At 69.0% G+C, this 22,104-nt stretch carries 18 protein-coding genes and 3 tRNA genes; 9 read left to right on the forward strand and 12 right to left on the reverse strand.

Translation table 11 applies throughout. The features are described 5' to 3' along the window. Window positions 1-21 precede the first annotated feature (21 nt). The 7 genes from OG584_RS18020 to OG584_RS18050 all read right to left on the reverse strand — a co-directional run bounded on the left by OG584_RS18020 (window position 22) and on the right by OG584_RS18050 (window position 5,153). A complete protein-coding gene (locus OG584_RS18020) occupies window positions 22-771 on the reverse strand; it encodes a response regulator transcription factor (protein ID WP_405779072.1) in 750 nt (249 codons plus the stop codon). Continuing rightward, entirely contained in the window at window positions 768-2,141 is a 1,374-nt protein-coding gene (locus OG584_RS18025; RefSeq protein ID WP_405779074.1) for a histidine kinase, read from the reverse strand. Before OG584_RS18025 ends, OG584_RS18020 begins: the two co-directional genes overlap by 4 nt. 148 nt (window positions 2,142-2,289) lie before the next feature. Then, window positions 2,290-3,270, reverse strand: coding sequence for an ABC transporter permease (locus tag OG584_RS18030; RefSeq protein WP_405779076.1), 981 nt, complete (start codon window positions 3,268-3,270; stop codon window positions 2,290-2,292). Next, window positions 3,267-4,175: an ABC transporter ATP-binding protein gene (locus OG584_RS18035; protein ID WP_405779077.1), complete on the reverse strand. Its 909-nt coding sequence runs from the start codon at window positions 4,173-4,175 to the stop codon at window positions 3,267-3,269. Before OG584_RS18035 ends, OG584_RS18030 begins: the two co-directional genes overlap by 4 nt. Window positions 4,176-4,404: 229 nt before the next feature. After that, window positions 4,405-4,477: transfer RNA gene (locus OG584_RS18040), tRNA-Gly, on the reverse strand. Window positions 4,478-4,563: 86 nt separating this feature from the next. Continuing rightward, window positions 4,564-4,635: transfer RNA gene (locus OG584_RS18045), tRNA-Gly, on the reverse strand. 200 nt (window positions 4,636-4,835) lie between these two features. After that, window positions 4,836-5,153, reverse strand: a complete 318-nt coding sequence (locus OG584_RS18050; protein ID WP_405779079.1) for an Lsr2 family protein — start codon at window positions 5,151-5,153, stop codon at window positions 4,836-4,838. Between the two features lie 330 nt (window positions 5,154-5,483). Between OG584_RS18050 and purS the strand changes: the two genes are divergently transcribed. The 7 genes from purS (at window position 5,484) to purM (ending at window position 13,553) form a co-directional block, all read left to right on the forward strand. Next, window positions 5,484-5,735, forward strand: a complete 252-nt coding sequence (purS, locus tag OG584_RS18055) for a phosphoribosylformylglycinamidine synthase subunit PurS (protein ID WP_164263993.1) — start codon at window positions 5,484-5,486, stop codon at window positions 5,733-5,735. Next, window positions 5,732-6,412, forward strand: coding sequence for a phosphoribosylformylglycinamidine synthase subunit PurQ (gene purQ / locus OG584_RS18060; RefSeq protein WP_405779081.1), 681 nt, complete (start codon window positions 5,732-5,734; stop codon window positions 6,410-6,412). Before purS ends, purQ begins: the two co-directional genes overlap by 4 nt. Next, entirely contained in the window at window positions 6,409-8,691 is a 2,283-nt protein-coding gene (purL, locus tag OG584_RS18065) for a phosphoribosylformylglycinamidine synthase subunit PurL (RefSeq protein WP_405779083.1), read from the forward strand. Before purQ ends, purL begins: the two co-directional genes overlap by 4 nt. A 488-nt stretch (window positions 8,692-9,179) precedes the next feature. Beyond that, complete coding sequence (locus OG584_RS18070; protein ID WP_405779085.1) at window positions 9,180-9,971, forward strand: sterol carrier family protein; 792 nt, start codon at window positions 9,180-9,182, stop codon at window positions 9,969-9,971. Window positions 9,972-10,019: 48 nt separating this feature from the next. After that, window positions 10,020-10,814 (forward strand): META domain-containing protein, encoded by a 795-nt coding sequence (locus tag OG584_RS18075; RefSeq protein ID WP_405779086.1) that lies wholly within the window; start codon window positions 10,020-10,022, stop codon window positions 10,812-10,814. A 79-nt stretch (window positions 10,815-10,893) separates the two neighbouring features. Further along, window positions 10,894-12,420, forward strand: coding sequence for an amidophosphoribosyltransferase (gene purF / locus OG584_RS18080; RefSeq protein WP_405779088.1), 1,527 nt, complete (start codon window positions 10,894-10,896; stop codon window positions 12,418-12,420). A 32-nt stretch (window positions 12,421-12,452) separates the two neighbouring features. Beyond that, on the forward strand, window positions 12,453-13,553 hold the full coding sequence (gene purM, locus OG584_RS18085) for a phosphoribosylformylglycinamidine cyclo-ligase (protein ID WP_405779090.1): 1,101 nt from the start codon (window positions 12,453-12,455) through the stop codon (window positions 13,551-13,553). 219 nt (window positions 13,554-13,772) lie between these two features. Here the strand turns inward: purM and OG584_RS18090 are convergent, their stop codons facing one another. Further along, entirely contained in the window at window positions 13,773-14,024 is a 252-nt protein-coding gene (locus OG584_RS18090) for a DUF3073 domain-containing protein (RefSeq protein ID WP_164263978.1), read from the reverse strand. Window positions 14,025-14,303: 279 nt separating this feature from the next. After that, complete coding sequence (locus tag OG584_RS18095) at window positions 14,304-15,413, reverse strand: Leu/Phe/Val dehydrogenase (RefSeq protein WP_405784130.1); 1,110 nt, start codon at window positions 15,411-15,413, stop codon at window positions 14,304-14,306. A 155-nt stretch (window positions 15,414-15,568) separates the two neighbouring features. Here OG584_RS18095 and OG584_RS18100 point away from each other — a divergent pair, with 155 nt between their 5' ends. Then, window positions 15,569-16,495 (forward strand): hypothetical protein, encoded by a 927-nt coding sequence (locus tag OG584_RS18100; protein WP_405779091.1) that lies wholly within the window; start codon window positions 15,569-15,571, stop codon window positions 16,493-16,495. A 478-nt stretch (window positions 16,496-16,973) separates the two neighbouring features. Then, window positions 16,974-17,180: a developmental transcriptional regulator BldC gene (gene bldC, locus OG584_RS18105; RefSeq protein WP_003949541.1), complete on the forward strand. Its 207-nt coding sequence runs from the start codon at window positions 16,974-16,976 to the stop codon at window positions 17,178-17,180. 473 nt (window positions 17,181-17,653) lie between these two features. On the opposite strand, the gene OG584_RS18110 is transcribed toward bldC, so the two are convergent. The 3 genes from OG584_RS18110 to hrpA form a co-directional block, all read right to left on the reverse strand. Then, on the reverse strand, window positions 17,654-17,821 hold the full coding sequence (locus OG584_RS18110; RefSeq protein ID WP_405779092.1) for a DUF6274 family protein: 168 nt from the start codon (window positions 17,819-17,821) through the stop codon (window positions 17,654-17,656). 161 nt (window positions 17,822-17,982) lie between these two features. Continuing rightward, a tRNA-Asp gene (locus tag OG584_RS18115) sits at window positions 17,983-18,057 on the reverse strand. A gap of 111 nt (window positions 18,058-18,168) precedes the next feature. Further along, on the reverse strand, window positions 18,169-22,104 hold the full coding sequence (gene hrpA / locus OG584_RS18120; protein WP_405779094.1) for an ATP-dependent RNA helicase HrpA: 3,936 nt from the start codon (window positions 22,102-22,104) through the stop codon (window positions 18,169-18,171).

Genomic DNA, 22,104 nt, shown 5'->3' on the forward strand with positions numbered 1-22,104 from the left:
TGCGCTGTAGCGCGGGCACCACTATACCCAACCTCGATCCCGTGCGAGACGCACCGCGGTGTGACGGTTCTCGGCGCCCAGCTTCGACGCTGCCGACGACAGATAGTTGCGTACCGTCCCCTGAGACAGCGACGCGCGTTCGGCGATCTCCGCGATCGGTGCGCCGTCCGCCGCCAGCTCAAGTACTTCCACCTCCCGGACCGTGAGCGGTGAGTCCCCGGCGGAGATCGCGTCGGCGGCCAACTCCGGGTCCACATAGCGGCCTCCGTCCCGGACGGTCCGGATGATCTCTGCCAGCCGCTGGGCGGAAACGGTCTTCGGTACGAACCCCTTCACCCCGGCGGAGAGGGCCCGCTTGAGATGGCCCGGACGCCCGTGGCTGGTGACGATCATGCAGCGGCACTCAGGGAGCGCGGTGCGCAGAGATGTGGCCACGCTCACACCGTCGGCTCCGGGCATCTGAAGGTCGAGCACTGCCACGTCGGGCCGGTGTGCCCGCGCCATGGCCAGTGCCTCGGGCCCGGAGGCGGCCTCGGCCACGACCATCAGATCGTCCTCGAGCCCGAGCAGCGCGGCGAGCGCTCCACGGATGAGGTGCTCGTCGTCGGCGAGCAGCACGCGTATCGGAGGAGTGCCAGGTACGGGAACGGCTGGACAGGAGGAGGCAGGTACGGAAGGGGCTGGGGCGCCAGGTGCGGAAACGGTCGGGGCGTCAGGCGCGGGGGCCGGTGTGAGCGCCGGCGCGGGTGCGGAGGAGGGGTCGCCGGTCATGCGGCTGCCTCCTCGGTACGGGCGGTGCCCTCGGCACTGGGGGTACCTGTGTCGTGAGGGGTGCCCGCGGTGCGGGTGCCGGTGGGACGAGGGGCTGGGCCTGGAAGTGCGCCCGGGGCCGGTGCTGGGTCTGTCGCCGGCCGGTCGGGGGCGTCCGCGAGAGGCACCTCCGCGGTCAGTCTGAATCTCCCACCGGCGGCCGGGGCCGCCGTCAGCGTCCCGCTCACGGCGGTCAGCCGCTCCCGCAGCCCGGCAAGCCCGGTGCCCGGTGTGGCCTCGCCGCCCTGCCCGGGGGCCGCGTCCGATCCGTCGTTCTCAACGGTCAGGGTCGCGTCCGACACCGATCGGGACACGGTGATGGCGCAGCGCCGGGCATCCCCATGGCGCAGCACATTGGTGGCCGCCTCCCGGACGACCCAGCCGAGCGCCGACTGCACTTCCGCCGGGAGCCCGTCGGAGGACCCGGTGACGGTGCACTCGATACCGGCGGCTTCCAACACCCCTTGGGCTCCGCCCAGTTCCACCCCGAGGTCGGCCCCTCGATACCCCCGCACCACTTCACGTACCTCCCGCTGCGATTCATGAGCCATGCGCTGCACCTCGGCCATGTGTTGCACCGCCTCCGGCTGCCCCCGCCGGGCCAGCTGTACCGCCAGCTCGCTCTTCAGCGCGATCACGGCGAGATTGCGACCCATGACATCGTGCAGATCCCGGCCGAACCTCAGACGCTCCTGCGCGACCGCGAGCTGCGCTTCGACGTCCTTGGCCTCGTGGAGTTTCCACATGACGCGCAGATGCCAGGCCGAACACCGAGTGGTGAGGGCGTACCACCCGGGCCCGACCACCATGGAGACCAGGCAGGCAGCGAACAGCTTCCGGCCGCAACCGAGCAGTACGACTGTCCCGCACACGGCGACCAGGGCGCCGCAGTGCAGCAAGGCCGATACCCGCTTCCGTACGATCAGGCTGTGCGCCATGGTGAACGGCATGGCCGGCGTGCACACCAGCGCGGCCAGCCCCGGGGTCGCCCGTATTCCCGCCTCCGAGGCGAGCACCAGCGAAGCCGCCAGGTCCGCCACCATCAGAACGGCCCCGGCAGTGATCAGGCGCTGCGATACCGCGGTCTGCCCCAGATACTCGCTCAGACCCCCGGAGACCAGTGAGGTGCAGCACACCCCCTGTGCCACGGCGAGCAGGCAGACTCCGGCGATCAGCGCCACTGGCGCCCCGGAGTGACGGACAACGCGCGTCACGCTGAACATCATCTGCACGGCGACGGCCACCCAGAGCAGCGCGTATATCGCCCCGCGAGAGTAGAGGTCGGCCTGCGCGAACCCGCCACGCTTCCGCCATCCCCGTAGCCACTGCATGATGCCCCCTGTCTGTCTCCGCCTTCGGCCCCAGTACCGGGTCCGGCTGCCGCCAGTCACGGTCGGCCTGTGAGCGGTGTGCTGCTCCTTCGGGCTGCCCAGGCTCCTGCTGCCGGACCCGGACCGGACCCCTGTCTGTGGTCTGCCGTCAGCGCCGCGGCTCCCAGCGGAACCACCGGCGTACAGCAAACACCGAGAGCACCGTCCAGGCCACCAGCGTCAGTACATGCCCCAGGGCGTCGTACGCGGACATCGATCCCGTCCAGCCGGCGCGCACCAGATCCACCACCGGGGTCAGCGGCAGGAGTTCACACACCGACGCCAGCCGGTCGGGGAATATCTCCAGGGGGACGAACACGCCTGAACCTGCCATCGTCACCAGCATCAGCGGGATGACCGTCAGCTGAGAGGCCTCGGCCGACTTGGTGATCCCGGCCGTCGCCGCCCCCATCGCGGTCAGCATCACGACTCCCAGAGCGACTCCCGCGAACAGAAGTTCCGGTGCGGGCGGCAGGCTCATGTCGAAGACCACCGCGCAGCCGGCGGTGAGGATCGCGCACTGCACCAGCGCGACGATCACCGAGGGGAGCGAGGCCCCCGCGAGTATTTCTGTGTCCCGCGCCTCTCCCGTACGCAGCCGCTTGAGCACCAGCTGCTCGCGGCGGACCACCAGCACCCCCACCACACCGTGGTGGAGGGCGAAGAGCAGGCTGAACCCGATGGCTCCGGGCAGCAGCATTGCGCCTGCCGTCAGCCCCGCCTTGTCGAGGGTCTCCTGGCTGGTCGTCGACGAGATCACGACGCTCATCGATATGGGCAGTACGAGCATGGTGAGGAGCGCGGCCTTACTGCGCCCCAGCAGTGTCAGCTCGGCACGGGCCAGCGCGAGCATCCGGCCCGTCCCTGGCGCCCCCGCCCGCCCGCCGCCCGCGGCCCTTCCGGTGAACCTGGTGCGGCCCTCCGCCCCAGGGCCGACCTCCGCGGTGCGATCGCCCGTCCCGCTGCCTGCTGCCGCACCGCGCTCCGTCGCACGGCCCTTCGGCGCACCACCCGTTGCCGGACTGGCCCCCGTCGCGCCGCCGCCTTTCGTCGTGCTGGCCTGCATTGTGTGTTCCCCCGTGGTGCTCATCGTGTGACCTCCTGATTCCGTGCGATACCGAGAAATGCCTCTTCCAGCGAGGCCGAACGGACATCGAGCCCCCGCAGCTCGATGTCCTTTTCCCTGGCCCACAGAAGGAGTTCGGTGGCGGACCGCTGCAGTTCGGTGGTCCGCAGCTGGACGCCCCCGCCCGAACGGACGTAGGTACCCAGCGGCGGCAGATCTCCGACAGCCACACCCCCGGGCAGCGAGAAGGAGATGTGCGAGGGCTGTCCGGCCACCACCTCGTCCACCCGGCCCTCGGCGGCTATCCGTCCTTCGTGCAGGATCGCCAGCCGGTCGGCCAGGGCCTCGGCCTCCTCCAGGTAGTGCGTGGTCAGCAGGACGGTGGTACCGCTGTCGCGCAGCGCCCGCACCAACTCCCAGGTCTCCCTGCGTCCTTCGGGGTCGAGGCCGGTCGTCGGCTCGTCGAGGAAGAGCACCTCGGGCCGCCCGAGAAGGGCCATCGCCAGGTCCAGCCGACGCTTCTCGCCGCCGGACAGCTGCTTCACCCGTATGGCGGACCGGCTGTTGAGACCCACCATCTCCAGGGCCTCACCGACCGGCCGCGCCCTGCTGGTGCAGCCCGCCCACATCCGGACGGTTTCCGCGACCGTCAGCTCCGGGGAGAAACCGCCCTCCTGGAGCATCACGCCGGTCCGCGGGCGGATCGCGGCGCGCTCCCGGTACGGATCGTGCCCGAGCACGCGGACCCGGCCTCCGCTCGGCGGGGCCAGCCCCTCCAGGAGCTCCACTGTGGAGGTCTTCCCCGCGCCGTTCGTCCCCAGCAGGGCGAAGAGCTCCCCGGTGGCCACGGAGAAGGAGACGCCTGCCACTGCCTCGTACCCGCCGGCGTAGCTGCGTCGCAGATCTGCGACCTCGATCACATCTGTCATGCGTCCAGGCTGCCCCCGTCACAGGCCCACGGCCGATGACATATGTCATCGGATGTGGAAGCGGAAGACGAGCGCGCAAGCGCGAACGCGCAAGCACGAGCGCGCAGAGCGGATGCGGAAGCGCGAGCACGAACGCAGACGCGCTGACGCGGAAGCACGAAGAAGCCCTCGGCCGGAATCCGGCCGAGGGCTTCTTCGTGCTCCTACTGCTGAGCTGTTCCTACTGCTGAGCGGACGACCAGGTTCGAACTGGCGACCTCAACCTTGGCAAGGTTGCGCTCTACCAACTGAGCTACGTCCGCAGATTGCCGCCGACCGGCTTTCACCGGTCGGTGCGAGCACTACTCTACCCGACTGTCCTGGTGGACTTGTCCGGAGAGTGATGCAGAGCGGGTGACAGGAATTGCACACTGCGCCTTCCCCCTGGAAGGGGGATGTTCTACTACTGAACTACACCCGCACGCTGCTGTGAAGCGGGGCCTTCCGGCCTCGCCCTTCGGCGTGCTCCAGACTCTAGCTGACCAGCAGGGGTGGAATGCAAGTCGGGCACACCCGGGGGGAGTCGGCCCCCCTCCCCGAAGCCGTCCGACGGGGCTGACGGCAGCCCGGTGAAGGCCGGACTGCCACATCGGAGGGCCGACCGGTCGGCCGTGTCGGAGATCAGGCGGCCGCGTTGAACGCCTCGTAGACCTTTTTCGGGATGCGGCCCCTGGCCGGCACCTCCATCTTGTTGGACCGGGCCCAGGCGCGGACGGCCGCCGGGTCGGGGGCCACCGAGGTGTGCCGGTAGGCCTTGCCGGACTTCGACTGCTTTCGGGCCGCCTCCAGGAACGGGGACAGCGACTTGCGCAGTTTCTTTGCATTGGCGGTATTGAGGTCGATCTCGTACGACTTCCCGTCGAGACCGAAGGTGACCGTTTCCGCCGCTTCTCCGCCGTCGATGTCGTCGGAGAGCGTGACCACTACTCGCTGAGCCACGGACTTCGGTCCTTTCCTTCGACATCACCGCGCCTGCGTGGTGTCACGCAGGCGTGCCGCCTTGCTGACGTGCTGTGATGTCGGCCTTGCGGCTGATTTTGAGTTACGCCAATTCCTTTGTACAGCGGAAGGCGTCGCATTGTGAAGCCCACCCAATTACATGCGCGTGTCCGAGTGCAATCCGGTAGGCGGGTTTTTTCGAGGTTTTTTCTTCGGCGTTGTCGGGGCCGATATCTGAACGTGATGGGACCGGCCTGATATCTACCCGCGTAGATTCTGCGGGCAGGTAGTCTGACGGGACCGCCTTCGCACCACACACCGGGAGTGCCAGTGGCACGCGTCGTAGTCGACGTCATGCTCAAGCCGGAGATCCTCGACCCGCAGGGACAGGCGGTGCAGCGTGCACTGCCCCGTCTCGGCTTCGATGGAATCGCCGACGTTCGTCAGGGAAAGCGTTTCGAGCTGGAGGTCGACGGGCCGGTTGATGACGCCGCCCTCGCCCGTATCAACGAGCTCGCCGAAACGTTCCTCGCCAACACCGTCATCGAGAACTTCACCGTGAAGGTGGAGGAAGAGAAGTGACAGCTCGTATCGGGGTCGTCACTTTTCCGGGCACGCTCGACGACCGGGACGCCCTGCGCGCCGTACGGATCGCGGGCGCCGAACCCGTTTCGCTCTGGCATCGGGACAAGGGCATCCAGCAGGTCGACGCGGTCGTCCTCGCGGGTGGTTTCTCGTACGGCGATTATTTGCGGGCCGGTGCCATCTCCCGCTTCTCGCCGGTGATGGGGACGATCATCGAGCAGGCGAAGGCCGGTCTGCCGGTCCTCGGTATCTGCAACGGTTTCCAGGTCCTGACCGAGTCGCATTTGCTGCCGGGCGCGATGGTCCGGAACAACCATCTCCACTTCATCTGCCGCGACCAGAAACTGCGTGTCGAGAACGCGGAGACCGACTGGACCGCCGACTACACCGCCGGCCAGGAGATCTCGGTACCTCTCAAGAACATCGACGGCCGGTACGTGGCCGACGCGCGGGTGCTCGACGAGCTGGAGGCCGAGGGGCGCGTCGCCTTCCGGTACCTCGACGGCAATCCGAACGGTTCGCTCCGCGACATCGCCGGCGTCACCAACGCAGCGGGCAACGTCGTGGGCCTGATGCCGCACCCCGAGCACGCCGTGGAGCCGCTGATCGGTACGGGGCGCACCGACGGCATCGGATTCTTCTCCTCGATTCTGAAGAAGCTGGTCAACGCATGACGACTGAACGAAACGAGAGCGCCGTCAAGGGCCGTCTCGACACCGTCAAGCACGCCGCGCAGACCCCGGAAGCCGAGCAGCCCTGGAAGGACCTCGGCCTCAAGGAGGACGAGTACGCGCGCATCCGTGAGATCCTCGGCCGCCGTCCGACCGGCGCCGAGCTCGCGATGTACTCCGTGATGTGGTCCGAGCACTGCTCGTACAAGAGCAGCAAGGTCCACCTCAAGCAGTTCGGCGAGAAGGTCCCGGCCAACGACGCGATGCTCGTCGGCATCGGTGAGAACGCCGGAGTCGTGGACGTCGGCCAGGGCTACGCGGTCACCTTCAAGGTCGAGTCGCACAACCACCCCTCGTACATCGAGCCCTACCAGGGCGCGGCGACCGGTGTCGGCGGCATCGTCCGCGACATCCTCGCCATGGGCGCCCGGCCCGTCGCGGTCGTCGACCCGCTGCGATTCGGCGCCGCTGATCACCCCGACACCAAGCGGGTGCTGCCCGGCGTGGTCTCGGGCATCGGCGGTTACGGCAACTGCCTGGGGCTGCCGAACATCGGTGGCGAGGTCGTCTTCGACGCCTGCTACCAGGGCAATCCGCTGGTCAACGCGGGCTGTATCGGTGTGATGAAGCACGAGGACATCCACCTCGCGCAGGCTTCCGGCACCGGCAACAAGGTCATCCTGTACGGCGCCCGCACCGGCGGCGACGGCATCGGCGGCGTCTCGGTCCTGGCGTCCGAGACCTTTGAGTCGACCGGCCCCGCCAAGCGTCCGGCCGTCCAGGTCGGCGACCCGTTCCAGGAGAAGCTCCTCATCGAGTGCACCCTGGAGATCTTCAAGGAGAAGCTGGTCGCGGGCATCCAGGACCTCGGCGGCGCCGGGCTCTCCTGTGCCACGTCCGAGCTGGCCAGTGCCGGTTCGGGTGGCATGCGCGTCGAGCTGGACAACGTTCCGCTGCGTGACTCCTCTCTCTCGCCCGAGGAAATCCTCATGAGCGAGTCGCAGGAGCGCATGTGCGCGATCGTCGAGCCGCAGCACGTCGCGCGGTTCATGGAGATCTGCGAGAAGTGGGACGTCATCGCCACCGACATCGGTGAGGTGACCGAGGGCTCACAGCTGGAGATCTTCTGGCACGGCGAGCAGATCGTGGATGTGCCGCCGCGTTCGGTCGCCCACGAGGGGCCCACGTACAACCGGCCCTACGCCCGGCCCGACTGGCAGGACGCGCTTCAGGCCGACCACGCCAACAAGCTTCCCCGTCCGGGGACTTCGGCCGAGCTCAGGGAGCAGGTGCTGCGGCTCGTCGCGTCGCCCAACCAGGCGTCGAAGGCATGGATCACCGACCAGTACGACCGTTTCGTGCAGGGCAACACGGTGCTCGCGATGCCCGAGGACGCGGGCATGGTCCGGATCGACGAGGAGTCGAACCTGGGCGTGACCATGGCCACCGACGGCAACGGCCGGTTCGCGAAGCTGGACCCGTACACGGGTGCGCAGCTGGCGCTGGCCGAGGCGTACCGCAATGTCGCCACCACCGGTGCGAAGCCGCTCGCGATCTCCGACTGCCTGAACTTCGGTTCGCCCGAGGACCCGGCCGTCATGTGGCAGTTCGCGGAGGCGACGCGCGGGCTCGCGGACGGCTGCCTGGAACTGGGCACGCCGGTCACCGGCGGCAATGTGTCGCTGTACAACCAGACGGGCGACGCGGCCATCCACCCGACGCCGGTCGTCGCGGTGCTCGGCGTGATCGACGACGTCAACCGCCGGACGCCGATGGCCTTCGCGGAGGAGGGCCAGCTGCTGTACCTCCTCGGGGACACCCGCGAGGAGCTCGGCGGCTCGGCGTGGTCCCAGGTGGTCCACGACCACCTCGGCGGGCTGCCGCCCCAGGTCGACCTGGGGCGCGAGAAGCTGCTCGGGGAGATCCTGATCTCGGCTTCGCGCGACGGCATGATCGACGCCGCGCACGACCTGTCCGACGGTGGTCTGATCCAGGCGGTCACCGAGTCCTGCCTGCGCGGCGGGAAGGGCGCGCGACTGGTCGTACCCGACGGCCTGTCCGCGTTCACCTTCCTGTTCTCGGAGTCGGCGGGGCGCGCGGTCGTCTCGATTCCGCGCAGTGAGGAGCTCCGCTTCAACGACATGTGCGGGGCGCGGGGTCTGCCCGTCACGCGTATCGGAGTGGTGGACGGCGCGGAGATCGAGGTCCAGGGCGAGTTCAGCATCACGCTGAGCGAGCTGAGGGCCGCTCACGAGGCCACGGTTCCCGGGCTGTTCGCCTGAGCCGTGACGGTGCGGCAGCGGGCTGCGGGCATGACCGCGGCCCGCGGGCCCGTCCGAGTGGCGGTGCACCTGCGTGACAGGCCGGTTCCCGGGACCAGGACCCGTTGAGGTCCTTCGTGGTCCTGGGAACCGGCCTGTTTCCGGTTGGTTCGCGGAACTACGGCCAGTACGAGGCGCCCCCGGACGGGTCGTCCGGTTTGCCGGGCACGGCGCCGGCCGGACGGCCGTGACGGCGTGGGCAGCCGCTGTGGGCCCCGGTCCGCCGGATCGGTTGCCGTAGACCGCCGTGCGGCCTGCTCCAGGGGCGTTGCTCCGCTGCTCGCCGACGTGGCCGCAGGCGAGCAGTGGCGGGGCTCCAGGACGACCCGTCGGCGCTCAGGAGGCACCCGCCCTTCCGGACGCCTGAGTTCCGGAGCCTGCTGTCCGGACGCCCGTGGTCCCGGCGGAGCCGCTGCCGCACTGTCGGACCCGTCACCTACGCTCACCCCATGCCGCCGTCCCAGAAGCGCGCCCGCCGCTACGACTACGTCAGGACCCGCACCGCCGTGCTGGCCCAGTTCGACTCCGTGCGGAGCGCGGTGGCCTCCCTCCCGCCCGACCGGCTCGCGCTGCCCACCCGCCTCGGTGACTGGACCGTACGGGAGCTGGCCGCGCATCTGGCCATGGCTGTCGAGAGCGTCAGCCGGTGTCTGGACCTGGAGGCCCCGGGCGCCCAGGAACTGACCCTGCTGGAATGGCCGTTCGCCACTGGCCGGGTGGCGGACCGGATCTCTGAGGATGTCAGGGCGATCGCGGCCGCCTCCACCCCGGAAGAGCTGTTCGCCCGCACCGCCGACCGGATCACCGAGCGGCTGCCGGGGGCCGACGGTGAGCGGCTGATCACCACCCGGGTCGGCGCCATGCGGCTCTGCGACTATCTCGTCTCGCGCTGCGTCGAGCTGGTCGTCCACACCGACGACCTGAACGACGCGGCGGGCCTGGAGATCCCGTACGACCGCCAGGCGCTGGCCGCCTGCACCCGGCTGCTCGCGGACGCCCTCGCCGCCAAGGCCCCCGGGGCCTCGACCGAGGTGCGGGTGCCGCCGTACGCCGTCGTGCAGTGCGTCGAGGGGCCCCGGCACACACGCGGAACGCCGCCCAACGTCGTCGAGACCGACCCGCTCAACTGGATCAGGCTCGCCACCGGGCGCACCAGGTGGCGGACGGCGGTCGCAGCGGCGCAGGTCGCGGCCAGCGGTGAGCGGGCCGACCTGTCGGCGCTGCTTCCCGTCATGCGCTGAACGGGGGCACGGGGGAACCGGACACCCCACTCGTCCCGTCCAACCGCCATGCACACGCAACGTACCGCCGTCGCCGCCCTGGCCCTCTTCGCGCTGGCCGCCTGCGGGACGGAAAATGGATCAGCGGGTTCGAGTACACCGGCCGAGCCGGATGTGCCCCTCACCGGGGCCGGATGGACCGTCAACAGCGTGTCGTCGGGTGACACCCTGCGGAAGGCCCCGGCCGGCGCCGACATCGCATTCGAGAAGGGCCGGGTCAACGGCTCGACCGGCTGCAATCACTTCAGCGCCCCGGCCACGGTCAAGGGCGACACGCTCACCGTCGGTGCCGCCACCAGCACGCTGATCGGCTGTCCGAGCAAACTCCAGAGCTACGAGACCGCCCTCCGCAAGACCCTGACCGGCAAGCTCACCGTCCACCTCAGCGGCCGCAACCTCACTCTGCGTACAGCCAAGGGTGACTCGGTGAAGCTGACCCAGAAGCCCGCGGAGCGGGCCGCCCCGCTCGCCGGCACCACCTGGAAGGTGGACTCGCTGGTCGACGGTGCGAGCATGTCCACTCTCCCGCCGGGCACGGCGGGCAAGGCCCGGCTGACCTTCGGCAAGGGCGGTTCCGTCAGCGGCAGCCTCGGCTGCAACCGCGTCAGCGGTATGGCAAAGGTCACGGGCAGCACCGTCACCTTCGGGCCCCTCACCACCACCCGCATGATGTGCAAGGCGCCCGTCATGACCCTGGAGAGGCAGCTGCTCAAGGTGCTGCACGGGCCTGTGCACTACGGAATCCAGCACCGCGTGCTCACGCTCAAGGCCCACGACGGGACCGGAATCCGCGCCACCGCATAGCGTCGCGTATCGGTCGGAACGGGCACCGGAGCGCATCCCCAATTCGGACCAGTGGTCGATCTCGCCTACACTCGGTGGCGTGCCTCGTGGTGATGGACGACTCAACCACGACCTGCTCCCCGGAGAGAAAGGCCCCCAGGACGCTTGTGGCGTCTTCGGTGTCTGGGCTCCGGGCGAAGAGGTCGCCAAGCTCACCTATTTCGGACTGTATGCCCTGCAGCACCGTGGACAGGAGTCCGCGGGCATCGCAGTGAGCAATGGGTCCCAGATCCTGGTCTTCAAGGACATGGGTCTGGTCTCACAGGTCTTCGACGAAACCTCTCTCAGCTCTCTCCAGGGCCATATCGCGGTGGGCCATGCCCGCTACTCCACCACCGGTGCCTCGGTGTGGGAGAACGCGCAGCCCACGTTCCGTGCCACCGCGCACGGTTCGATCGCGCTCGGTCACAACGGCAATCTGGTCAACACCGCCCAGCTGGCCGCGCTCGTCGCCGAACTGCCGAAGGAGAACGGCCGCTCCACGCAGCTGGCCGCGACCAACGACACCGATCTGATCACCGCGCTCCTCGCCGGCCAGACCGATGACGACGGCAAGCCCCTCACGATCGAGGAAGCCGCCTCGAAGGTGCTGCCCGAAGCCAAGGGCGCCTTCTCGCTGGTCTTCATGGACGAGCACACCCTCTACGCGGCCCGCGACCCGCAGGGCATCCGCCCGCTGGTCCTCGGCCGTCTGGAGCGCGGCTGGGTGGTGGCATCCGAGTCCGCCGCCCTCGACATCTGCGGTGCCTCCTTCGTCCGCGAGGTCGAGCCGGGTGAGCTGATCGCCGTCGACGAGAACGGACTGCGCAGCGTCCGATTCGCAGAAGCGAAGCCCAAGGGCTGTGTCTTCGAGTACGTCTATCTGGCGCGTCCCGACACGGACATCGCCGGCCGGAACGTGTACCTCTCCCGAGTGGAGATGGGCCGGAGACTGGCGGCAGAGGCGCCAGCGGACGCCGATCTGGTGATAGCGACGCCCGAGTCGGGAACGCCCGCCGCGATCGGTTACGCCGAGGCCAGCGGGATTCCGTACGGCTCGGGCCTGGTCAAGAACGCCTATGTCGGCCGGACCTTCATCCAGCCCTCCCAGACGATCCGCCAGCTCGGTATCCGTCTCAAGCTCAATCCGCTGAAGGAAGTCATCCGCGGCAAGCGCCTGGTGGTCGTCGACGACTCGATCGTCCGCGGCAACACCCAGCGCGCCCTGGTCAAGATGCTCCGTGAGGCGGGCGCGGCCGAGATCCACATCCGGATCTCCTCCCCGCCGGTGAAGTGGCCCTGTTTCTTCGGCATCGACTTCGCGACCCGCGCCGAGCTCATCGCCAACGGCATGTCCGTCGACGAGATCGCGACATCGATGGGCGCCGACTCCCTCTCGTACATCTCCATCGACGGCATGATCGAGGCGACGACCATCGACAAGCCGAACCTCTGCCGCGCCTGCTTCGACGGCGTGTACCCGATGGATCTGCCCGATCCCGAGCTGCTCGGCAAACAGCTGCTGGAGACCGAGCTCGCGGCCGGACCGGCGAGCACCGCCGCAGCCGAAGCGCTCCGTCGCCCGTAAGCCCCGCAGTACGACACGAAAGTCCCAGAACCATGTCTGCTGAATCTTCCGCGCGCGCTCCGCACACGGCCGCCGGTGCCAGCTACGCCGCCGCCGGTGTCGACATCGAAGCCGGTGACCGTGCCGTCGAGCTCATGAAGGAGTGGGTGAAGAAGACCCAGCGCGCAGAGGTCGCGGGCCTCGGTGGCCTCGGCGGCTTCGCCGGGCTCTTCGACGCCTCGGCCCTCAAGCGGTACGAGCGGCCGCTGCTGGCCTCCGCCACCGACGGCGTCGGTACGAAGGTCGACCTCGCCCGCAAGATGGGCGTGTACGACACCATCGGCCACGACCTCGTCGGCATGGTCGTCGACGACCTGGTCGTCTGCGGCGCCGAACCGCTCTTCATGACCGACTACATCTGCGTCGGCAAGGTCTTTCCCGAGCGCGTCGCCGCAATCGTGAAGGGCATCGCCGAGGGCTGCGTACTGGCCGGCTGCGCGCTGGTCGGCGGCGAGACCGCCGAGCACCCGGGCCTGCTCGGCGAGGACGACTTCGACGTCGCGGGTGCCGGTACGGGGGTGGTCGAGGCCGACCGCCTGCTGGGCCCGGACCGGATCCGTGAGGGTGACGCCGTCATCGCCATGGCTTCGTCCGGACTTCACTCGAACGGGTACTCGCTGGTACGCCACGTCGTCTTCGACCGGGCCGGGTGGGCGCTGGACCGGGAGATCGCGGAGTTCGGCAGGACGCTCGGTGAGGAGCTGCTGGAGCCGACCAGGATCTACTCGCTGGACTGTCTGGCGCTGACCCGTACGACCGAGGTGCACGGCTTCAGCCACATCACCGGCGGCGGCCTCGCCAACAACCTGGCCCGGGTGATCCCGGACCACCTGCACGCCACGGTCGACCGGGCGACCTGGACGCCGGGTGCGGTGTTCGACGTCGTCGGCGGGGCCGGGCAGGTCGAGCGGCTCGAACTGGAGAAGACCCTCAACATGGGCGTCGGCATGATGGCGGTCGTCCCCGGTGAGTCCGTGGACGCGGCGCTGGCGACCTTCGAGGACCGGGGCCTGGACGCCTGGGTCGCCGGGGAGATCACCGCCCGCGGTGATCACGCCACGGGCGCCGAGCTGACCGGGGACTACGCCAAGTAGGCGGTGGCAGGGGCGGAGCTGACCGGGGCGGGCCGCATGAGGTCAGTACAACTCAGTGCAGGTCACAGTGGGCGGGAACGGACTGCGGAGACCGTCCGGACCGCGCCGGCAGACCGCTGGACAGCACTGAACCCGGTCCGTGGCGCAGGCCCTGGACCGGGTTCAGTGTGACAGCGCAGCAGGAGACGGCGCTGGGAAATGCTGTTGAGGTGTTGTACGTCAAGCGCCGCGGCGCTGAGACGAAGGACCGGACTCGTCGTCCTCGTCCTGATCCTCGTTATAACGATCCGCGTACTGTGCGTACGGGTCATCTTCCTCTTCGTCGTCCTCGAACGGCTCCGCGTTCGGTGGCTGACTCGTAGGAGATGCGCCCAGCTCATTGGCCAGACGTGACAGGTCCGTTCCGCCGCTGCTGTACTTCAGCTGGCGGGCGACCTTCGTCTGCTTGGCCTTTGCCCGGCCGCGCCCCATGGCTCGACCCCCTCGGTGACGGGGCTCGACGGCCCCAGAGTCTTGACACCCGTTCATGATTCGGAACGGACTCTCCGTGAAGAGTCCGGTCCGTAGGGCTTCAACGGTACCTGCTTCCGCGGCCATACGGTACGCCGCCCGCAGGAAGCGCCGCTTCACAGAACCGGCGAGGAGCCCCGTCCTCGCTGGTCAACTGCGATTTTAACCTCTTCTGGGCGGCCGACCCGCCGACGGGGGTGAGTCACGTCTCCCCGACAGCGGGTCATCACGCACGCACGGTCAGTGTGCGCCGCCCTGCCGGGCCGCAGCCATGCGCTGCTCGGCGATCCGGTCCGCCGCCGCAGCCGGCGGAATGCCATCGGCATTTGCTCGTGCGAATATTGCCAGCGTGGTGTCGAAGATCCCTGCCGCCTTGGCCTTGCAGCGATCGAAGTCGAACCCGTGCAGTTCGTCGGCGACCTGGATCACCCCGCCCGCGTTCACCACGTAGTCGGGGGCGTAGAGGATGCCCCGGTCCGCGAGGTCCTTCTCCACGCCGGGGTGCGCGAGCTGGTTGTTGGCGGCGCCGCACACCACCTTCGCGGTGAGCACGGGCACCGACGCGTCGTTCAGGGCGCCACCCAGCGCGCAGGGGGCGTAGATGTCGAGCCCCTCGGTGCGGATGAGGGCCTCCGTGTCGCTCACCGCGGTGACCCTGCCCGGGTGGCTGCCCATGACGCGGCGCACGGAGTCCTCCCGCACGTCGGTGATCACCACTTCCGCGCCCTCGGCCAGCAGATGCCCGACCAGGTGGTGGCCGACCTTGCCGACGCCCGCGACGCCGACCTTGCGGCCGCGCAGTGCCGGATCGCCCCACAGGTGCTGGGCGCTGGCCCGCATGCCCTGGTAGACGCCGAAGGCGGTCAGGACCGAGGAGTCGCCCGCGCCGCCGTTCTCGGGGGAGCGGCCGGTGGTCCAGGCGCACTCGCGCGCGACCACGTCCATGTCCGCGACGTACGTGCCGACGTCGCAGGCCGTCACGTACCGGCCGCCGAGCGAGGAGACGAACCTGCCGTAGGCCAGCAGGAGTTCATCCGTCTTGATCAGCTCGGGGTCACCGATGATCACGGCCTTGCCGCCGCCGTGGTCCAGACCGGCCATGGCGTTCTTGTACGACATTCCGCGTGCGAGGTTCAGCGCGTCGGCGACGGCGGCTTCCTCGTTCGCGTACGGGTAGAAGCGCGTACCGCCGAGGGCCGGGCCCAGGGCGGTGGAGTGGATCGCGATCACGGCCTTGAGGCCGGTGGCGCGGTCCTGGCAGAGGACGACTTGCTCGTGCCCGCCCTGATCCGAGTGGAAGAGGGTGCGCAGTACATCGACGGGGACGGCAGGAGCAGGAGCGCCGGTCATATCGGTCACGGTGGTGACTCCCAAGTACGAGGCGGCGGCCCTCTTACGGGTGGAGAGGGCCGGATGGCAGCAGATTAGGCCCTGCGTGCCCGCGGAGTGGGCGCAGTGCCGAGGATCACCCCCTGGCGGAGCATTGACGTGGGACGATTCACCTTATGGCGGTGGTGTCCTCAGTGATCGTCCCCTATACGTCCTACCTGCGGGTGTACGAGCCCTTGGCGGCCTTCCCGGAGGCCGAGCGAGACCACTGGGCCCGCTATGCGCGGCGCAGCGATCTGCCGACGGCGCAGGACGAACTCCGGCGTTCGCTGGCGGATCTGCTGCCGACGCCCCCCGTCGCCGTACCGGTGCACGAGAGCGCCGACGCGTTCGTGGCCGAGCTGGACGGTGTGGTCTGCGTCTGCCCCTGGCGGACCAGGCTGCGCGGCTGGCAGGCGCTGGAGGCGCTGGCGGAGCAGTATCCGGAGCCGGTGCTCGATGTGGTGCTCCCGCCCGTCGTGCGCCGCCAGGCCGCCGCCGACTACGAGCGGTGGCTGGAGCGGAACCCGGACGCCCGGCCGTGGATCCGGACGACCGTCTGGCACGTCCCGGTGCGCTGGTTCACGCTCTTCGACGACGAGGAGCGCGAGTACGAGAAGGCCGGCCCCGGCGCGGGGGGCGGCTCGGGCGGCGGGGAAGGCCCGGAGGCGGACAGCGGCGCCCCGGACGGGGCGGACGCCGCAAGGCCTGCGGGGGCGCCGCCGGTCCTTCGCTACCGGACGCCGATGGTGCAGGCGAGGCGCCGGCTGGCCCGGTCGCTGAAGACGCTCAGGGAGCACTTCGAGGAGGGCCCGCTCACCGAGGGGCTTGTCGATGTCGGGAAGTGGCTGGAGGAGTTCCACCCCCGGTCGCTGGTCGAGCTCGACTACGGCGGTCTGGTGCACGCCCTGTCCGCCGAGCAGCTGGAGGAGGACAGGTCGGCCGCCGATGTGGCGACGGCGGTCGCCGCGCTGCGGGCGGGCGACGAGGAGGCCGCGGACGCCGCTTACGAGCGGCTCGGGGAGCGCTGGCGTGCCGTCAGGGAGCGGCAGACCGCGAACTGACGGGGTCGCCCGTCCGGGGGACCGGGCGGGTCGGGGACCTAGGTCCTGATCCGGGCCTTTGAGTCAAGCGTGACGGACCGCACTTACCGGGGCCTTGCGCCCATCCCCCACCCTCGTGTCAAAATAGGACAAGGAGTCCGGGGAGGGCTCCGTCCGTCCAAGTATGTGTTGATTACTCGGCATTGCACTCTATGGGGGGTCTGTTGACTCCTGATGGCCCATGTGACTGATCGTCACTGGGGCGTGACTGTCCGCTATGGCATGGTCCATCGGGCTTCCGCCGCTGATGAGCACCTGAGAGGGCAATTCCATCGGTTTGGCCGACGTGGCTGGACGGATGGTGTAGTTGTAGTGCCGAAGACAAGCCGTTCGTCCTATAACCGACTCGGCCCACGTCTGCCATTTCGGGCAACGTGGGTCAAGGTGCAGAATTTAAGGAAAGAACCGAGATGGTTCGGTTCTCCCGAGGAGGCCGCTCATGACCGCTCGCACCCCTGATGCCGAGCCGCTGCTGACCCCGGCTGAGGTTGCCACGATGTTCCGCGTGGACCCGAAGACGGTCACCCGCTGGGCGAAGGCGGGCAAGCTCACGTCCATCCGAACGCTGGGTGGGCATCGCCGGTACCGCGAGGCAGAGGTCCGTGCTCTGCTCGCGGGTATTCCGCAGCAGCGCAGCGAGGCCTGAACATCCTGATAAATCGGGCGTTCTCGGGTCCCCCAACCCGGTTCATCCCGCTATAGCTCCACTTGACGGCCGTCCGCCCCAACGGGCTTCCGTCTTTGATCGCGCTGGACTCCGCCGGGTCCAGCGCGATCTTTTTTGTGTCATGACCCGTCCAGGGCTGTGCGGGGTCCCGGCGGACCCCCGGCGGGCCCGTCGCGAGACCGCCGTCCATGGCCGTCTGCCGGGCTCCCAGGGGCTGTTGCGGGGCGTCCCGATTCCACCGTGTCGTCCCGTTGTCGGGCCGGGGCGGAGGCTCAGCGTGTACCGCCGGTTACGTCTCGCACGACAGTGCAATTGCACATATTAAATTGGCCTGTTGTAGGGAGGGGTTAAGTTCAGTACTTTTCAAAATTGATTCCGTGACACCCGTCACATGGCGCGGCCCTTGCCAAAACCCGAGCCTGCCACGGAAGGGCGCCATGGCGGCGGGGGTGTCACCGGCGTGTCGGTGACCTGTCCCCCTCGGCGGCCGACGGCTCCATGGCGAGCCGCAGCAGCCGGTGACAGACGGCGCAGTGCCGGGTGAGGTGGCGGTAGCCCACAGCGGCCGCCAGATGGGCACGCAGCAGTGCCCGCGTCTCATGTCGTGCCGCAGTCACCATGCGCCGACCTCCAGCCGCCTTCTGCTGAGCCCCTGCTGACTGAAGTACCCGCGGGCGGGATGCGGCGTCAAGACGCGTGCAGGGCTGCGGTGGGACGGAACAGGCAGAAGGGCCCGCATCCGGTGAGGATGCGGGCCCTTCTGGTTACTGCTCTTCTACTGCGGTCCTGACGGGATTTGAACCCGCGGCCTCCACCTTGACAGGGTGGCGAGCACTCCAAACTGCTCCACAGGACCAGGCGTCGCAGCCCCAGTCACACGAGTGACTCGCGTGGTGTCGCTTGCGCTTGGCTGCGAGACAGACTGTACAGGAGGGCGGGCCCCCTGGTCGAACCGGCTGCGGGCCGCTCAGCGGACCCCTGCGACCACCGCGTCGATCGCCTTCACGATGCGCTTGTCCGAGACCGTCTGCGCCGTGCCGAGTGCGTGGGCGAAGTAGCTGACCCGCAGTTCCTCGATCATCCAGCGGATGTCGTGCACCTCCTTCGGTACCGGCCGGCCCTGCGGCAGCTGCTCGAGCAGCCAGGCGTACTCGTCCTGCATCTCGTGGACCTTCTCCATACGCGTGGTGTCGCGCTGGACGGCCGTCGGCATCTGCTGGAGACGGCGATCGGCCGCGACCATGTACCGCATCAGGTCCGGCAGCCTGCGCAGCCCGGTCGCGGTGATGAACCCCGGCTTGATGAGCGTCGCCAACTGGGTCCGCACATCCGCCAGGTTGGCGACGAGGACCAGGCTGTTCGTGGACTTCAGCCGGCGCTCGGCCGCCTGCCAGGCGGCCAGGATCTGCTGAACCTGGTCGACCGTCCTGATGGTCGTCTCGACGAGGTCGGCACGCACCTTCTCGTACAGCTTGCGGTACGACTCCTCGTCCCAGGCGGGCCCGCCGTGGTCGGCGATCAGCTGGTCCGCGGCCGCCGTCGCGCAGTCCTCGAAGAGGGCCTGGACCGAGCCGTGCGGATTGCGGGACAGGGCCAGCTTCGCCTGGTTGCTCAGCCGGTCCGACGCGAACTTGGCCGGGTTCACCGGGATGTTCAGCAGGATGAGCCTGCGGGTGCCGCGCCACATCGCCTGCTGCTGCTCGGCCTCGGTGTCGAAGAGCCGTACGGAGACGCTCCCGCCCGCGTCGACCAGGGCGGGGAAGGCACGGACCGGCTGGCCGGCCCTCCTGGTCTCGAAGACGCGGGAGAGCGTGCCGATGGTCCAGTCGGTGAGGCCGGTCCGCTCGACGGACTCGCCGGCGGGCCCCGCCGTCGCCGCTGCCGCCTTGGAGATCGCCTGACGGGCCTTGGGGCGCAGCCGGAGCTTGAGCGCTTCGAGGTCCTTGTCCTCGGCCACGTTGCGGCGGCGCTCGTCCACGACCCGGAAGGTGATCTTGAGGTGGTCCGGTACCCGGGAGAGGTCGAAGTCGTCCGCGGTGACGGGGACTCCGACCATGCGCTGGAGTTCGCGGGCGAGCGTCAGCGGCAGTGGCTCCTGAAGGGGCACCGCGCGGTCCAGGAAGGCTCCCGCGTAGTTCGGCGCGGGCACGTAGTGGCGGCGGACCGGCTTGGGCAGCGAGCGGATCAGCTCGGTGACGACCTCCTCGCGCAGCCCGGGGATCTGCCAGTCGAAGCCGTCGGACGTGACCTGGTTGAGCACCTGGAGCGGGATGTGGACGGTGACCCCGTCCGCATCGGCGCCCGGCTCGAACTGGTACGTCACCCGGAACTTCAGCTTCCCCTGCCGCCAGGAATCCGGGTAGTCGTCCTTGGTGACGGCCCCGGCCTTCTCGGTGATCAGCATCGAGCGCTCGAAGTCGAGTGCCTCGGGCTCCTCGCGCTGCTTCTGCTTCCACCAGGAGTCGAAGTGGGCCCCGGAGACGACGTGTTCCGGGATCCGTTCGTCGTAGAAGTCGAAGAGCGTCTCGTCGTCCACCAGGATGTCGCGCCGCCTGGCCCGGTGCTCCAGTTCCTCGACCTCGGCGAGGAGTTTGCGGTTGTCCGCGAAGAACTTGTGGTGCGTGCGCCAGTCGCCCTCGACCAGTGCGTTGCGAATGAAAAGTTCCCGGCTGGTCTCCGCGTCGATCCGGCCGTAGTTGACCTTGCGCTGGGCGACGATCGGGACGCCGTACAGGGTGACCCGCTCGTACGCCATCACCGCGGCCTGGTCCTTCTCCCAGTGCGGCTCGCTGTAGGTGCGCTTCAGCAGGTGCTGGGCGAGCGGCTCGATCCACTCCGGTTCGACCTTCGCGTTGACCCTGGCCCACAGGCGTGAGGTCTCGACCAGCTCGGCGGACATGATGAAGCGCGGCTGCTTCTTGAAGAGCGCGGAGCCGGGGAAGATCGCGAACTTGGCGTTGCGGGCGCCCAGGTACTCGTTCTTCTCGGTGTCCTTGAGGCCGATGTGCGAGAGCAGCCCGGCGAGCAGGGAGGTGTGTACGGCCTGCTCGGGCGCGTCCTCCTCGTTCAGCCGGATTCCCATGGTCCTGGCGACCGAGCGCAGCTGCGCGTAGATGTCCTGCCACTCGCGGATGCGCAGGAAGTTCAGGTACTCCTGCTTGCACATCCGGCGGAAGCTGGAGGAGCCGCGCTCCTTCTGCTGGTCGCGCAGGTAGCGCCAGAGGTTGAGGAAGGCCAGGAAGTCGGACGTCTCGTCCTTGAAGCGGGCGTGCTGCTGGTCGGCCTGCGTCTGCTTCTCCGCCGGGCGCTCGCGCGGGTCCTGGATGGAGAGCGCGGCGGCGATGACCATCACCTCGCTCACACAGCCGTTGCGGTCGGCCTCCAGGACCATCCGGGCCAGCCGCGGGTCGACGGGCAGCTGGCTGAGCTTGCGCCCTTCCTGGGTGAGCCGCCGCTTGGGGTCCTTCTCCTTGGGGTCCAGCGCACCGAGTTCCTGGAGCAGCTGCACGCCGTCGCGGATGTTGCGGTGGTCCGGCGGGTCGATGAAGGGGAACTTCTCGATGTCGCCGAGGCCGGCCGCGGTCATCTGGAGGATGACGGACGCCAGATTCGTACGCAGGATCTCCGGGTCGGTGAACTCCGGGCGGGTGAGGAAGTCGTCCTCCGCGTACAGCCGGATGCAGATGCCGTCCGACGTACGCCCGCAGCGGCCCTTGCGCTGGTTGGCGCTGGCCTGCGAGATCCGCTCGATGGGCAGCCGCTGGACCTTGGTGCGGTGGCTGTAGCGGGAGATGCGGGCGGTGCCCGGGTCGATCACGTACTTGATGCCGGGGACGGTCAGCGAGGTCTCGGCGACGTTGGTGGCGAGCACCACCCGTCTGCCGCTGCCGGAGGGGCGATGGAACACCCGGTTCTGCTCCGCGTGCGACAGCCGCGCGTACAGCGGCAGCACCTCGGTGCGGCGCAGGTTCCGTTTGTTCAGCGCGTCGGCGGTGTCCCGGATGTCGCGCTCACCGGAGAGGAAGACCAGGACATCGCCCGGCCCCTCGGTCTGCAGCTCGTCGACCGCCTCGCAGATCGCGGTGATCTGGTCCCGGTCGCCCTCCTCGCCCTCCTCCTCCAGGAGCGGGCGGTAGCGGACCTCGACCGGGTACGTACGGCCGCTGACCTCCACGACCGGAGCGTCGCCGAAGTGCCGGGCGAACCGCTGCGGGTCGATGGTGGCCGAGGTGATGACGACCTTCAGGTCCGGCCGCTTCGGCAGCAGCTGGGCCAGATAGCCGAGCAGGAAGTCGATGTTGAGCGACCGCTCGTGGGCCTCGTCGATGATGATCGTGTCGTACGCGCGCAGCTCGCGGTCCGTCTGGATCTCCGCGAGCAGGATGCCGTCCGTCATCAGCTTGATGAAGGTGGCTTCCTGGTCGACCTGGTCGGTGAAGCGGACCTTCCAGCCGACGGCCTCGCCCAGCGGGGTGTTCATCTCGTCCGCGATGCGCTCGGCGACGGTGCGCGCGGCGATCCTTCGGGGCTGGGTGTGCCCGATCATGCCCCGGACGCCGCGGCCCAGCTCCAGACAGATCTTCGGGATCTGCGTCGTCTTGCCGGACCCGGTCTCACCGGCGACGATCACGACCTGGTGATCGCGTATCGCCTCCGCGATCTCGTCCTTCTTGCGGCTGACCGGAAGCTGCTCGGGATAGCTGACCGAGGGCACCCGGGCAGCCCGGCGCGCCATCCGGGCGGTGGACTTCTCCGCGTCGGCGGCGATCTGGTCCAGTGCGGCCTGCCGGGCCTCTGGTTTACGGATACGGCGGGCGCCCTCCAGGCGTCGGCCGAGCCGGTGCGCGTCGCGCAGCGACAGCTCGTTGAGCGTGGCCTGGATATCAGCGAAGGAAGTAGACAT

It is taken from the genome of Streptomyces sp. NBC_00859 (assembly GCF_045161865.1).
In the GTDB taxonomy this organism is placed as follows: Bacteria; Actinomycetota; Actinomycetes; order Streptomycetales; family Streptomycetaceae; genus Streptomyces.